Origin of the sequence: Paenibacillus chondroitinus NBRC 15376 (assembly GCF_004000765.1) — a bacterium.
Taxonomy (GTDB): Bacteria; Bacillota; Bacilli; order Paenibacillales; family NBRC-103111; genus Paenibacillus_E; species Paenibacillus_E chondroitinus.
On sequence record NZ_BILW01000014.1, the window covers coordinates 54638 to 68841 of the forward strand.

General features: G+C 47.1%; 13 protein-coding genes. 7 read left to right on the plus strand and 6 right to left on the minus strand.

Going from position 1 to position 14204, the window contains the following annotated elements; genetic code table 11:
• Positions 1 to 191: 191 nt before the first annotated feature.
• Entirely contained in the window at positions 192 to 1229 is a 1038-nt protein-coding gene (locus PCH02S_RS17015) for an LCP family protein (RefSeq protein WP_127455104.1), read from the minus strand.
• Between the two features lie 206 nt (positions 1230 to 1435).
• Between PCH02S_RS17015 and PCH02S_RS17020 the strand changes: the two genes are divergently transcribed.
• From PCH02S_RS17020 to PCH02S_RS17040, 5 genes are all read left to right on the plus strand, one after another.
• Complete coding sequence (locus PCH02S_RS17020) at positions 1436 to 2491, plus strand: ABC transporter ATP-binding protein (RefSeq protein ID WP_127455106.1); 1056 nt, start codon at positions 1436 to 1438, stop codon at positions 2489 to 2491.
• Positions 2484 to 3278 carry an ABC transporter permease gene (locus PCH02S_RS17025; RefSeq protein ID WP_127455108.1) on the plus strand — a complete coding sequence of 265 codons (795 nt, stop codon included), beginning with the start codon at positions 2484 to 2486 and terminating at the stop codon, positions 3276 to 3278. Before PCH02S_RS17020 ends, PCH02S_RS17025 begins: the two co-directional genes overlap by 8 nt.
• A gap of 3 nt (positions 3279 to 3281) precedes the next feature.
• Positions 3282 to 4070, plus strand: a complete 789-nt coding sequence (locus PCH02S_RS17030; RefSeq protein ID WP_127455109.1) for an ABC transporter permease — start codon at positions 3282 to 3284, stop codon at positions 4068 to 4070.
• A gap of 136 nt (positions 4071 to 4206) precedes the next feature.
• Entirely contained in the window at positions 4207 to 5505 is a 1299-nt protein-coding gene (locus PCH02S_RS17035; RefSeq protein ID WP_127455111.1) for a phytoene desaturase family protein, read from the plus strand.
• Between the two features lie 27 nt (positions 5506 to 5532).
• Positions 5533 to 6453 carry an RNA polymerase sigma-70 factor gene (locus PCH02S_RS17040; protein ID WP_127455113.1) on the plus strand — a complete coding sequence of 307 codons (921 nt, stop codon included), beginning with the start codon at positions 5533 to 5535 and terminating at the stop codon, positions 6451 to 6453.
• A 20-nt stretch (positions 6454 to 6473) separates the two neighbouring features.
• On the opposite strand, the gene PCH02S_RS17045 is transcribed toward PCH02S_RS17040, so the two are convergent.
• From PCH02S_RS17045 to PCH02S_RS17065, 5 genes are all read right to left on the minus strand, one after another.
• Positions 6474 to 8420 (minus strand): ABC transporter permease, encoded by a 1947-nt coding sequence (locus PCH02S_RS17045; protein ID WP_127455115.1) that lies wholly within the window; start codon positions 8418 to 8420, stop codon positions 6474 to 6476.
• Positions 8410 to 9171 (minus strand): ABC transporter ATP-binding protein, encoded by a 762-nt coding sequence (locus PCH02S_RS17050; protein WP_127455117.1) that lies wholly within the window; start codon positions 9169 to 9171, stop codon positions 8410 to 8412. Before PCH02S_RS17050 ends, PCH02S_RS17045 begins: the two co-directional genes overlap by 11 nt.
• Positions 9172 to 9269: 98 nt before the next feature.
• Positions 9270 to 10280 (minus strand): sensor histidine kinase, encoded by a 1011-nt coding sequence (locus PCH02S_RS17055; RefSeq protein ID WP_127455119.1) that lies wholly within the window; start codon positions 10278 to 10280, stop codon positions 9270 to 9272.
• On the minus strand, positions 10273 to 10968 hold the full coding sequence (locus PCH02S_RS17060; protein WP_127455121.1) for a response regulator transcription factor: 696 nt from the start codon (positions 10966 to 10968) through the stop codon (positions 10273 to 10275). The genes PCH02S_RS17055 and PCH02S_RS17060 overlap by 8 nt, the downstream gene beginning before the upstream one ends.
• Before the next feature lie 142 nt (positions 10969 to 11110).
• Positions 11111 to 12376 carry an S-layer homology domain-containing protein gene (locus PCH02S_RS17065; RefSeq protein WP_127455123.1) on the minus strand — a complete coding sequence of 422 codons (1266 nt, stop codon included), beginning with the start codon at positions 12374 to 12376 and terminating at the stop codon, positions 11111 to 11113.
• A gap of 157 nt (positions 12377 to 12533) precedes the next feature.
• Between PCH02S_RS17065 and PCH02S_RS17070 the strand changes: the two genes are divergently transcribed.
• Both PCH02S_RS17070 and PCH02S_RS17075 read left to right on the plus strand, forming a co-directional pair.
• The gene (locus tag PCH02S_RS17070; protein WP_127455125.1) at positions 12534 to 12773 is read left to right on the plus strand and encodes a peroxiredoxin; all 240 of its coding nucleotides are present in this window, start codon (positions 12534 to 12536) and stop codon (positions 12771 to 12773) included.
• Between the two features lie 179 nt (positions 12774 to 12952).
• Positions 12953 to 14203 (plus strand): hypothetical protein, encoded by a 1251-nt coding sequence (locus PCH02S_RS17075; protein ID WP_127455126.1) that lies wholly within the window; start codon positions 12953 to 12955, stop codon positions 14201 to 14203.
• The last annotated feature ends 1 nt before the right edge of the window (position 14204 follow it).

Sequence of the window (14204 nt, forward strand, 5' to 3'; positions counted from 1 at the left end):
TCATGGCTGATAACGGCTCTGGAGTCCGTTACGGACGAATCGAGCCCTCATTAATCTCATAAAAAGCCCCTACTTGAGGGGCTAAAGCCCTGTACCAAGTAGAGGCATGTAAATCTTCAGTCGCTTGCTTTGCCGTTATATCTTCGTAAGCCTCCAGTCGCTCACTTTATTCCTCCGTAATCCCTAATCTCTTACTTCGCCGTTGTCTTCACAGAAGACTTCGGCGTAGGTGATGGCGACGGTTTGGTTGGACCGGTGTCTGCGTCCGCCTTGCCGGCAAATAAGTCCTTCACATACTGTTGCAGCTTATCTTTGTTTGCTGTTATGACCGCAGCTCCCCGAACGTTTTTCTCAACAACAAGTTCTGACGGCGGCAGCTGAGAGGAGACGATGCCATCAGCTTTGGCTTCAAAGCCTAGAGTAGCGAGCTTCAGCATATCCGTCACACTTAGATTCGTGTCAATGTAAGGATCCATTGCGTTCAAAATCTTCGGCAGTTTAATGAGAGAAGATGTCGTTTGCATTTTCTGCGCAACGGCCGTCAAAAATTTCCGTTGGCGTTCTGTACGTGAGAAATCCGACAGTGCGTCGTGCCGGAAGCGTACATATTGCAGGGCTGTTTTGCCATCGAGATGCTGTAGCCCTTTTTTCAAATTAATATCGTAGACATGGTCATCTTCCGAGTCGGTATACTTCATATCCTTCTCAACGTCGATATCAATACCGCCCACGGCATCAACGAGAGCGATGAACCCTTTGAAATCGGTATAAACATAATACTGAACAGGGATGCCGAGCAAGTCACTGACGGTTTTCATTGCCAAGTTCGGACCGCCTGTCGTAATGGCTGTGTTGATGCGGTCTTCGCCTTCGCCAGGGATTTTCACATATGTATCACGAAGGATCGAGAAGAGGTGAGCCTTCTTTGTTACCGGATCAATCGAAGCGAGCATAATACTGTCGGACCGGGGTAGTTCATTCTTCACCATGCCGCGGGAATCTCCGCCTAAGAGTAAAATGTTAACCCGATTCTTACCTTCCCACTTGGGAGGGGTGTATTTCTCGCCCTTGTCTTTGACCGTTTGGGCTATAAGGGGGGTGCTGCCTTTCGGAGCATCCGGTTTGTTGGAAATATTTTGCGCAAATTGATAAAAGGAATAAGAATAATAACCAGCCACCATTATCAGGAGTAAGCCGATCAGGAGCAAGGTTCGTTTAATAATTCTCATGGTTCTGCGCTCCTTTCTAAGGTAGGGATAATCTGTACTTTTTTTTCTTACAGAATTCATGTATCATGGGTTTGGTGCGATTGTTGTACATTTTATCTTTATGATCCATATTATAGATGCTACGAAACTTCGATAGCAAGTTACGGCGAATTTTGCCGTTATATGTAGCCAAGTGTAGCCGAGTCTACCTAGACAGGAGGAAGTTCATGTTAGCCATTGATGTAGAAATGCTTCGGAAAGAATTTCAAGTTCAGCAGAGCCGCGGGGGCCTGAAGGGCGCCTTTCAAGATTTATTCCATAGAGAGTACAAACATGTTACAGCCGTGAAGGATATTAGCTTTCAAATTCCGAAGGGCGAAATTTGCGGATATATCGGTGAAAATGGCGCCGGTAAATCAACCACGATCAAGATGCTGACCGGCATCCTCGTACCGACCTCCGGACATATCAAGGTCAATGGTTTCGTTCCATTTAAAGAGCGCGAGAAGTTCGTTGCCGAGATCGGTGTCGTGTTCGGTCAACGCAGTCAGCTGTGGTGGGATATCGGCGTTGTCGAGTCTTTTCAATTGTTGAAAAAAGTATATCGTGTCTCTGAAGCCGACTACAAAAAGCGCCTCGACGAACTTGTCGACCGCCTTCAATTATCTGATTTACTATCACGACCTGTCCGTAAATTGAGTCTGGGGCAGCGGATGCGTTGTGAGCTTGCCGCTTCGCTGATTCATAATCCGGCGATTCTCTTCTTAGACGAACCAACCATTGGTTTGGATATCGTCGTGAAAACAGAGATTCGGGAATTCTTGAAATCACTCAATCAGCGCTATGAGACAACGATCCTGCTGACTACGCACGATTTGCAGGATATTGAAGCGCTTTGCTCGCGTGTTATTATGCTCGATGACGGCCGGATTATTTATGACGGCGGTCTGGAAGAGTTGAAAGCGAAGTGGGGCAAAGGCAAGGAAGTCGTGCTCCAGTTCGAGCATCCGATCACACTGCCGCGTCTGCAAGAGCTGACGAGGGGACTGGATGTGGCGTGGCAGCTTGAGAATGAATTGTCCGCCAAAGTGTTTATTCCTTACGAGCGTGCGAACGTATCTGAAGTGCTAAGCCGAGTGGTCGGCGTGGTGCAGATTCAAGATATCAAAATCAACGAAACTAACACGGATGACATCGTACGAGAAATCTATAAAGCAGGTTCAGCTGATGTGAAACGTCCAGAAGAAACCAAGCAGCCAGAGGGAGCCTTCACACATGCTTAGTGCGTATCTGGAAGTTATTCGCATGCGTTTTCTCATGATGCTTGCTTACCGGGTGAACTACTACAGCGGCATTTTGATTTATGCACTCAATATTGGGGCCTATTATTTTGTTTATAAAGCCATTTATGCCGGGCAAGAGTTGATTGGCGGCCTGACATTGGGCCAGATGACGACGTATGTCGCTGTCTCCTGGATGGGACGCGCCTTTTACTTCAATAACTTGGACCGGGAAATTGCCAATGAAATTCGAGACGGCAGTGTGGCGATCCAATTCATTCGTCCGTACAATTACGTATTTGTAAAAATGATGCAGGGACTCGGTGAAGGTGTCTTCCGTTTAGTGCTTTTTACAACGCCGGGCATGATTTTCATCTGGCTGTTACTGCCGATTCAATTTCCTAGTGATCCAGGCCTATGGGTCATCTACTTTGTGATGTTGTTTTTCAGTTTCCTAATTAATACGCAGCTTAATATCATTACCGGTTTGTTTGCTTTCTTCCTTGAAAATAACGAAGGCCTGATGCGCATGAAGCGCGTTGCGGTTGATTTATTCTCGGGCTTAATTATTCCGATTTCCTTTTTCCCGGGGTGGTCCGAGTCCATTCTAAAGTGGCTTCCGTTTCAAGCTATTACGTACTTGCCGAGCGCTGTGTTTACAGGGAAAATTACCGGCTCGGCCATTTATCAAACTCTTGGCGTACAGGTTCTGTGGTTCGTGCTGCTGCTCGTTCCCATGGTTGTACTCTGGGTCAAATCCAAAACGCGTTTATTCGTGCAGGGGGGTTAACACATGACTTTCTATATCTCCCTAGTTGCTGAGTATCTGAAAAACTACATGAAAACCCGCCTCACCTACCGATCCGACTTCTGGATTGATGTGATTTCCGATTTGATGTTCAATGGGCTCAACTTATTCTTCATTCTCGTCGTTTTTTTGCAAACGCAATCGCTTGGCGGCTGGAATCAAGAACAAATTTTGTTCATTTACGGCTATTTTATGATCCCCTATGGCATATTCATCACTTTTTTTAATCTGTGGGGCTTCAGTGAACGATATATTGTTAAAGGGGAAATGGATCGTATCCTGACCCGTCCGGCTTATAACTTATGGCAGTTGATGCTGGAGAATCTCAGTCCATCGTCTTTGTTCAGTGCTTTGGCAGGTTTGATTGTTATGATCTACTCTTGGGTCAAGCTAGGGCTTCCGTTCCATTGGCATGATCCGCTGATTTTCATCCTGATGGTTGTGGGCTCGATTCTCATCTATGCTGGCGTGTACATCTCGCTGACGGCGCTTGGTTTCTACTCTGACGCGCCAACCGGCATTCTGCCGCTGATTTGGAACATCCAGAACTACGGGCGTTATCCGGCCACGATTTACAATAAGCTGCTTCGCAGCATTTTGACGTGGATTTTGCCCTTCGCATTCGTTGGCTTTTATCCTGCGGCGTATTTCATCGATCCGGCGAACTGGAAGTGGTTCGCGCTGCTCACGCCGATTATGGGCGTCGTTTTCTTCTTTATTGGTATTACGATTTGGAATATTGGCGTGAAACGGTACCGCGGCGCGGGATCGTAATGCTCGGGCCTCCAACTCTGCGTATGCGGGTTGGAGGTTTTTTGCTCTGCGCTAGCCCAACTTCTCGCCCTTTTGTCACAAAACACAAACCTCATTCGCCATATGTACTGAAAAGACAAAACGGAGGCGATGAAGCATGACGGAGTTGCATAAACTGGGGCAATACGATACAGCTGTAATAGGTGGTGGCTTGGCCGGTCTAATCGCGGCTATCCAATTAGCAAAAGGCGGGCAATCGGTCATTATTTTGGAAAAAGCGGCACGCTTGGGAGGCCGGGCGATGACGAATAGGAAGAACGGCGCTTTCTTCAATCTGGGCGGGCATGCCATATACCGTGCCGGGCAGGCATACGCGATTTTGACGGAGCTGGGAGTGCGCCTGGACGGGGGGAGTCCGTCCTCCAAGATCATGGCGTTGTGGAACAATCAAATCGTTCCTATGCCTGCGAATCTGACCAACATGCTGACTTCGAAGCTGCTGACATGGTCGGGTAAAATGCAGCTCATGCAGCTCGTGATGAAGCTTGCCAAAATGGACGCAAGCCGCATCCCTGACAGGAGCTTAAGAGACTGGGCGGAGGCGGAAATTTCGGACCCGATGGTTCGTCATGTCTTTTACTCGCTATGCCGAACGGCTACTTATGCGCAGGATACCGATTTTCAGCTTGCAGGACCGGTGCTTGCGCAGTTGCAGCGTGCGTTAAAAGGCGTCCTTTACCTCCATGGCGGTTGGCAAATGATCGTGGATCAGCTTAGAGAACTAGCTGTCAAAGCAAGTGTGCAAATCGTAAGCGGCAAAGACGTCAAAGAAATTGCGTTTGAAAATGGCAGGGTTCATAAACTGTTGTTAGCCGACGCCGAATATATCCAGGCAGCTAATGTTATCAGCACCGCCTCACCGTCTGAAACTTATAGGCTGGTAAGTCATACAGCTGACCGTACCTTGCTCAAGCAATGGAAGGATCAAGCTCGTCCGTCCATGGCGGCATGCTTGGATCTTGGATTGAGGAAATTGCCGGAGAGCGGGCGAGACGTGGCTATGGGCCTCGATCAACCGATTTTCTTCTCTCACCATACGCTGAACACGCAGTTGAGCGACAACGGGACCTTAGTTGTGCATCTGGTGAAATACAACGGGCCGGGAGAAAGCGATCCGAAGGCCGACGAGCGCTTGCTCACCGAAGCCATGAACACCCTACATCCAGGTTGGGAAGATGAGGTTGTGGCACGGCAGTTCCTGCCGAATATCACCGTTGTCCATGACACGCTGCATCGGGGAAGGTCCAGCCGGTTCACAGGTCCGGCCGTAGAGGGAGTCCGCGGCCTCTATGTGGCCGGAGATTGGGTCACGCACGGCGAAATGCTCGCCGATGCTTCCGCGGCAAGTGCCAAGCGGGCGGCGCACGCTATTTTAAAGAACTATGTGATGGCGTAAAATGGAAATAAGCAGGAGGTGTAGACGATGGAAAATGCGAGGGATGCCGAACAGATACAGATATATACGGCGTATAAACCGCTTTTGTTTGCATTAGCTTATCGGATGTTGGGGAGTGTCATGGATGCCGAGGATGTCGTCCAAGAAACTTTTCTATATTTGAATGAGAAAAATCCACAGGGCATTCAGAATCCTAAAGCTTATCTATGCAAAATGGTAACCAACCGCTGCATCGACAAGCTGCGTTCCGCAAGCAAAAAACGCGAAGTCTATGTAGGCCCATGGCTGCCGGAACCACTTGTGGCTACGGAGAACCAAGGCGATATGCCAGAACTATTTTATACGCAAAAAGAGTCGTTATCCACAGCGTACCTATTCCTGCTGCAGCAGCTTTCCTGGGTAGAGCGGGCGGTATTCGTATTAAGGGAAGTGCTGCAATACGACTATGAGGAAATTGCTGAAATTGTTGATAAAAGCAGCGTGAACTGCCGTCAAATTTTCCGCAGAGCCAAAAGTTCGATCAGCACCTTTGCCAGTCAGGACGCCGAGGATGCTGTACGACCCAAGCAGCCAGTGGAGGATCAGGCTAACGCTATCGTGGAGCAATTCGTTCAAGCTTTAGCTTCCGGCAATATGGCTCAGTTGCTGAGCATTGTCAAAACAGAGGCTGTCCTATATTCGGACGGTGGGGGCAAAGTCAGAGCGGCAATACGGCCTATTGAGGGAGCGGAGCGCATTGCACTGTTTTTATTTGGGGTACTATCCAAGGTTCCGAGTGGCTTTAGCTTTCAAATGGCGACCGTAAATGGACAATTGGGTGTTGTATCCTATCAGGATAGACAGCCGAGCAATGTGATGACTTTCCATGTTGAGGATGGTCAAGTAGCGGCTGTCTATTTGGTTGCGAATCCTGATAAGCTGAGGCATGTAGCGGAGATGGGTGTTTAGGATGCAGGATTAACCGTCTATTAAAGGGCTTGGCGGATGACCTTCCTATAATGCTTCACGGAAAGAAATCCGAAGACGGAATACAAAGCGGTATAAAGCACCATGACCACGATCATGGGTGTCCACAGTTCCGCCCCGAACAGGAACCAGCCGGATTGAACGGCGAAGTAGCTATGCGCAAGGCCGACGACAAGCGGGATACCGAAGTTGAATAGCTGTTTGCGGCGAATCCCTTTTAATAAATCCTCTTGCGTGTAGCCCAGTTTTCGTAAAATCGTGTAGGTTGGTTTCTCGTCTTCGCTCTCATCCATCTGTTTGAAATACAGGATGCAGCCTGATGTAATCAGGAACGTAAGGCCGAGAAAGCCGACGATGAACATCATAAGTCCCATTCTATTTTTTTGATTCAAAGTGCTATCCAACCGGGAGTCACCACGATCGTCCTTATCTAGGCCTAAGTCTCCGAAAATCCGATTGGCGGTTGGCAGCTCAGTTTCGTTTACAATATCGATGCCCTGATAGAGGGAGGACTTCTTTTGCAACGATGGCACCAGATCCTGCTTTAGCCGTTGGAAGACGGAGTCGTCTACGATGGCAACGGGCATACCGCCGTTTGTGAAGTACCAAGAGACGAAGGATTGTTTCTTCGAACCTAAATAGGTGAGCGGGGTAACGTTGTGTTGTCCGGCTAACTCGAGCTGCCCGGAATCTTTGAAGCTCATAAATTTGCTCAACAGATCGTTGGTGCCGGTAAACAAAGTTTGCTCAGGCTTCATATCGTAGGAAGGCGTATTGGCATCGCTGATGACGGAAAGCGTCATATCGCTCGGATCCACCATAAGCCCGCTCATTTTGCCGGATAGAATTCCTTCTAGGTTGGCTTTAGTCTGCAGCACTTCAATGGTCGTATCCTTATGCGAAATGTGGCGGGCATCCAGCGCTGACTTGAACTTGTCGGCATCGTCCTTTTGGGTGATGGCGAAGTGGGACGGCACATCGTTTTTTGCTGTTTTTTCCGCAGAATAGTACGAAATGTAGCTTAATGACAGCAAAGCGATGGCTAATGCCGATACGGTTGTAATGACAGTCAAGAGCAGGGCATTGGACTTCATTCGAAACATAATGGAAGAGAGCGAGAGGACTTCGCGAACATCCAAATACCCGTTTTTCTTCTTGCGAATGACGTTAAGCAGCATGCGAACGGAGCCTCGATAAAACAGATAAGAGCCGATAATAACCGAAGCCAGAATAAAGATCATGGCTGTGAACAACTCGACCATTGTCGTGTATTTGCCGCTGAACAGCATGGATGAAACATAATACCCGAGCAAGATGAGCGTAATGCCAATCAAACCGAGGACTGCTTCTGCAAGGGATAGCCGCTTTACTTTGATTTCGGTTGACGTGGAAACTCGGAACAAGGACAGTATGGTTTGTCTTTTTATAAATACGTAGTTAACCAGCATGATTAGCAAATAGACGGCCACGAAAACAATGAATGTCTGGACTAGCGCCTGGGTCGAAAAGTGAAGCGTTGCGATCGCGTTGACACCCGTGATTTGGAACAATATCATCAGAATCAGCTTCGATACGGAGAACCCGATAAAGCTTCCGACAATAAGCGAGCCGAAATACAGGATGAAGTTCTCAGTGCTGAGGATACGGAAAATGGACGTTTTCGTCATGCCGATCAGCTGCAATAAGCCGATTTCTTTGCTGCGCCTTTTTACAAAGATGTTATTGGCATACAGGTTGAAGATGGCGACAATCGCGATGAGCAGAACCGAGGCAGACTTGATGGCTGCCGCTCCTTTAATGGAGCCTCTGGTCTGATCCAAAGCGGGATCGTACTGCAAAGTGACGAAAGCAAAGTACAGCGCGACGCTGAACATCAAAGCGAATATATATAAATAATAGTGCTTGATGTTCGCTTTCAAATTTTGAATAATCAGCTGGTTAATGCTCATTCTGCACACCGCCTAGAACTGCTTGCGTCTTCATGATATCTTGAAAAAATGCTTGTCTGGATTCCTGCCCTTTGTAAAGCTGTGTGTAGATTTGCCCGTCCTTGATGAAAATAACCCGGCTCCCGTAGCTCGCAGCGACGGAGTCGTGCGTGACCATGACGATGGTAGCCTTGCGCTTTTCGTTCATATCGCTGAGCTTATGCAGCAAATCCGATGCGGATTTAGAGTCGAGTGCTCCGGTTGGCTCGTCAGCGAAAATAATGCCCGGCTCGTGAACGAACGCTCTGGCCGCGGAGGTCCGCTGTTTTTGCCCGCCTGAGATTTCATTTGGGTACTTATCCTTGATTTCATAGATACCCAGCTCCGTGGCAACGGCTTGGAACTTGGACTCAGCGTCCTGTTTGGAAGTTCGGGCAATAGAAAGCGGCAGAAGAATATTTTCTTTGACAGTCAAGGTATCGAGGAGATTATAATCTTGAAAAATAAACCCCAAATGCCGCTTGCGAAACTCGGCTAATTGCTTTTCTTGCAAAGTCGTAATCTCTTTGCCTTCGATTTGTATAGAGCCTTGGCTGACCTTATCGATGGAGGAAAGCACATTCAGCAGCGTGGTTTTCCCCGAGCCCGACGCCCCCATAATACTGACGAACTCTCCCTTTTCAATCCGGATATCCAGTCCCTTCAGAACTTCTTGCTTGTTGAATTTATTGCCGTAGCTTTTGTGTATTTTCACTGCTTCCAGAATTGTCATTTCACACACTCCTTTATTCGATAGCTTTATTATAAAAAGAGCTGCCCGTTTTCTCCCGCGATCGGGCGAACAAAGAAGAGAGGCATGTGACAAAGTTGTCACATGCCTGTGATGCGCATGACCTCATTCGGCAGGGGGAAGATGAGGGTGAACGTAGTGCCAGCGCCCGGCTCCGAGCTCACGGCGATGTGAATCAGCATCGATTCGGCGGCTTTCTTCGCCAAATAGAGGCCCATCCCCGTAGCGGCACTGTCTTGGTGCCAGGCTGTGGAGGTAAAGCCTTTGTCGAAGATGCGCGGCAAATCCTTCGGCTCGATCCCGCGGCCATGGTCGCTGACCTCAAGGATCGTCCGTTCGTCGCGGCGGCGCGTTCGGATGACGATCTCCGCAGCATGAGGATCACTATACTTCACGGCGTTCGTCACCAGCTGACGCAGAATGAAAGCGAGCCATTTGGCGTCGCTCAGCACGTCCGTCACTTCGAAATCAAGATCGAAGCCGATGCCCTTTTGGATGCACCATGTCTGTAGCGTCTTAATTTCTGCATAGGTCAATGATTCCAAATTCACCTGCTCGATATACAGGTCGTTCTCCATGAAAGGGAGCCGCTTCTGGTGAAGCTGTTTGTCCAGGAGAAGGTGAATTCGCAGCCATTCGTAGGTTAAAGCGGTCTTCATCGTCTCATCTTCCAGACGGTCCATCATGAGCCGCATGGCGGTGAGCGGTGTTTTGACTTCGTGAATCCAAGCCAGTAAGTCGTCCTTCTCTTGTTCGAGTGCGACCTGATGCCTGGACGCGGATTGACGGAGATGCTCAGCTAGATTTATCATGCTGGTCTCTACGACAGACTCCAAGGGACTATCCGCGCCCGCTAAGGCGGAGAGATCCAGATTGTTGTCTCGTTCCTCAAACTGTTTATAGAAACGAGTTTCTTTGTTGTAGCGAAAAATGAAAAAGATCAGAAATAACGTTGTCGTTAGAAAAACAATGTAAAGAATAGGGCCAAAGGGAATGGCCTTATCCAAAAAGGCAATAAGCAGAACAAGAGCCTGTGCGGAAATAAAGAAAAGAAGCCAGCTTCTTCTTTCGATGAGATAACGTCTAATCATGGAAATGAGCTTCTTCTGCGGCCATATAACCTTGCCCGACCTTTGTTTCGATGAAACGCCCTAATCCCAGCTCGTCCAGTGTTTTCCGCAAACGATTAACATTGACGGTTAAAGTGTTGTCGCTGACAAACCGCTGGTCGTCCCAGAGGCTGTTAATGATGACGTCCCGGCTGACGATGGTGTTCTTGCGTTCGATCAGCAACTTGAGGATGAAGATTTCATTTTTCGTTAATTCGATCGTGCCAGCTTCGTTTGTCACCGTATTTTTCTCGTAATCAATCGTAGCACCGCACCAGGTTTTCAGCTTGAGAGGCTCCGTGTTGTAGTTATAGACCCGGCGGAGAATCGCATGGATTTTGGCGATCAGCACGTCGAAATGAAACGGCTTCTGAATGAAATCATCGGCGCCAAGCTGCATCGACATCACCATGTCCGTGGGATGATCGCGTGAGGACAAGAAGACAATGGGGACATTGGAGTGAGTTCGAATCATTCGGCACCAATGGAACCCGTCAAATTTCGGGAGCTGAATGTCAATAATCACGAGATCCGGTTTCAAGGCCGCGAAAGTCTCGATGACCCGGGCAAAATCCGTGATGCCATGCACATCGTAGGACCACTGAGCGAGCCGGTCCTTCACTTCTGCGAAAAGTGTGGCATCATCTTCAATCAGCAATATTTTAAACATAGGGAATCACCTGCTTGCGACTAATTTCTAACATTCATTGTAATGGATAAACGAGAGGAGTGCGAATGGCCAGTGTCCACCTGCCAACACAAAGAACCTTAATCCCCACGAAACGTGAGAATCAAGGTCCTTTTTATAACGCTTATTCAGCGGGCGTAGGAACAGTAGTAGGAGCAGGAATAGGTTTCGCTTTCTTAGCTTCCTCTGGTAATTGAATATCGATCGGTTGATTCACATCCTGATAGGTCATAGACATGGTCATATCCATTTCTTCAATAGGATTATTTGGGTCTTCGCCATATTCGACGATATAATCGCCATCCATGCTGACAGGAAGTTTGGTCTGCTCATCTAACGTAAGCACAGCAGATATGGAAACGCTCATTCCTGCAATCGCAGGCGAGTTAAGTACCTCTTTGAATGCATCTTGGCTGCCGCCTAGTCCACTTAATGTTTTGACAATATCGGCAGTGTTGGTTAGTTTGCCTCGAATAGAGACCTTGCGCTGTTTCTGCCCATCCTTCTCCGCCGTGCCAAGATCCTTGTAGAAGAAATATGGCGTTACCAAGGTTTTGCTTACGTCCATGCTTTTCTTCTGCAGCTCCATCACCTGCTCGAAGGTAAATGGCACTTGTTTGGACATATCATACCACTCGACGCCGTCATTTGTTGCATTAGGCATCGACATGAAAGTCCCTTGACTAACCATGTATTGCTCCATGTTGATCGTTTTCATGGCCATATCGGGACCAGGGGCGGCAGTTGTAATGGATTGATGAAGGCCTTGAGCCTTATTATAGCTGATGTCTGACTTAACAGTTGTCTGCAGGTTTTTCAGCGGATATCCCGCATTTGGATGAAATAGAATGTGCATGCCCATCTCCATGTGACCGCGGAACGTTTTCAAATCCGTTGGTGAGGTTGGATCAGCAACGAGCCAGGAGGACACCGAAGGGTCGTTCGCTAGTGCGTTTTTGATAGCGGCTCCTGCTGTGCCAAGGGGAATGCCGGCGGTTTGACCGCTGAAATCAACGCTATAATCGCTTTTCAAAACAGTGCTCGCCTTGCTGTCGGCCAGACCTAGAAATCTCCCCAGAATGAGAGAAGCCTCCGCGGGGCTAACGGCCTGGTCCAGGCGGAATGTGCCGTCTGAATATCCCTGCAGGATTTGGCGTTCACGCATGATACGTACGGTGTCCGCATAGGGAGAATCCGGACTGACGTCGGTTGGCAGGACAGTCATCTTATTCAAAGGTGTCAGTTTCAGCTCGTCGGTAATTTGTTTAATGAATTGTCCGCGTGTAATAAGTGCGCTATCATCCGCTGCTGCGGCAGAGACTGATAGAGTAGGGAGGGCTAGTGTCAGTACCAATGTGGAGAGTAATGACATACGTTGGATAGGATGCATGACGATTCTTCACTCCTTTAAGTTTTATACCATCCTATTAAACCTACCATGATTTTCATGTTATATGCTAGTTTTGGACATGGCGGTTTGATGTGAGGCTGCAAATATCGCATAATGAGTGAAGAGAAGAAGGATTGGATAGAGGAGCGTTCATAGAATGGCTAAGAAAAAAGAGCAAGAGACAGTCAAACGTCTTGCCCCTGATTTTACACTGCCTGCATCGAGTGGCAGCAGCGTGTCGCTTCATGACTATAAAGGTAAAAAGGTGGTTATCTACTTTTACCCGCAAGATAATACGCCGACCTGCACGCAGGAATCCTGCGATTTCCGCGATTATAACGGCAAGTTCGCTGAACTCGGGGTCGAGGTCATCGGCATTAGCTTATCTACAGAATAATGTGCAGAAATACATATGTGCATAAAGAAGCAAAATAATCCTTTATTAATGGGATTCTTTTGCTTCTTTGTGTTTTAGACAGTGTTCTTAAATCAATCTGAAGAAACTTGTCGAAAATTAGATATACTGATAGAATGTAAGTACATAAAATGTGCATATATGTGGGGGAAGTGGTGATTGTGAAGCAAAAAGAAGCTGTAGTTCACATGACGAGATCTGAGATTCATTATAGAGTTAGAAGTGTTAAGGTTGAATTATTCATCAAGGTGCGGGACAGTAAACCTTACATAAGACAGCATGCAGTTATTGTACTTTTAAATTCAAAAAACAACAGAGAGATCATACATCCAATAACTCAATTTATTTTTGAAAAATGGAAGTACAAGGAATACAACACACAGAAGATTCATGCGAATAATCTATCTAGCTTTTTAAATTGGGTAATTACTCAAGGAGGGCAGATGAGATTAAAGTCCCTTGAGGATTTAAAGTTAAAACATGCCTCGGCATTTTTAAACTATCTTACTAAGCAAGGGAAGTCTAGGATAACAGTAGTAAGTGCACAAAGGACACTTACCCACTTCTATCATTATCTTTCGAAGAAAAAGCTACTAAGATTTGTAACACAACAAGAGTTTGAAATGAAACGTATGCCTCAAACACCAAATAAAAAATATATTGTCCCACCATTTAAGGGGGTTATTATGCCAAGCAAAGAAATACAGCATATTGCACACATGATACCTGAAAAATACATATTGCCTTTCTTGGAGACCGTGGTTCAAGTTGCTAACCCGATAGCACTAGGCGTCTATCTTCAAATGTTCGGAGGAATAAGGCAAGGTGAACAGGTTAATGTGGTACGAAGCGATATTACCTCCATTGGTTCGTATGGTGCGGAGGGGCTAGTTATCAAACTTCGTAAGAAGATTCTAAGGGCAGATCTAATTGATAGTTCAGGATCAGCGGGAGTTAAGAAGGAAAGAAATCAAGTCGTGTTCCCTATTAGTGATTGGCTGCCAACGTTATACAAGTATCATCTTGAACAGTATGAAGCTAATGACGGGAGTAACGCTTTATTCGTGAACCGAGATGGTAAAGCAATGTCTGGAAGAGGATATCGTTATTTTTTTGAAAAAGCCAAAGAACATTTCTTAGATGCACTCTCATTATCAAAAGACCCAAGTGATAAAGTTGCAGCTTTAAAGTTAAGGGAGTATAAATGGTCTACTCATATTGGCCGTGGTATTTTTACTAACTTACTTGCCGAGGAAGCGCATAACCCATATGACATCGCTCTTCCCCGAGGTGATTCTAATCTATCTTCATCCATGGTCTATCAAGGCAATACACTTCGTATGAAAGAAAATCTCGAAAACCGGATGGAAGATTTATATAAAGATTACTTACCTAAATTAGTTAGGGAGTAGG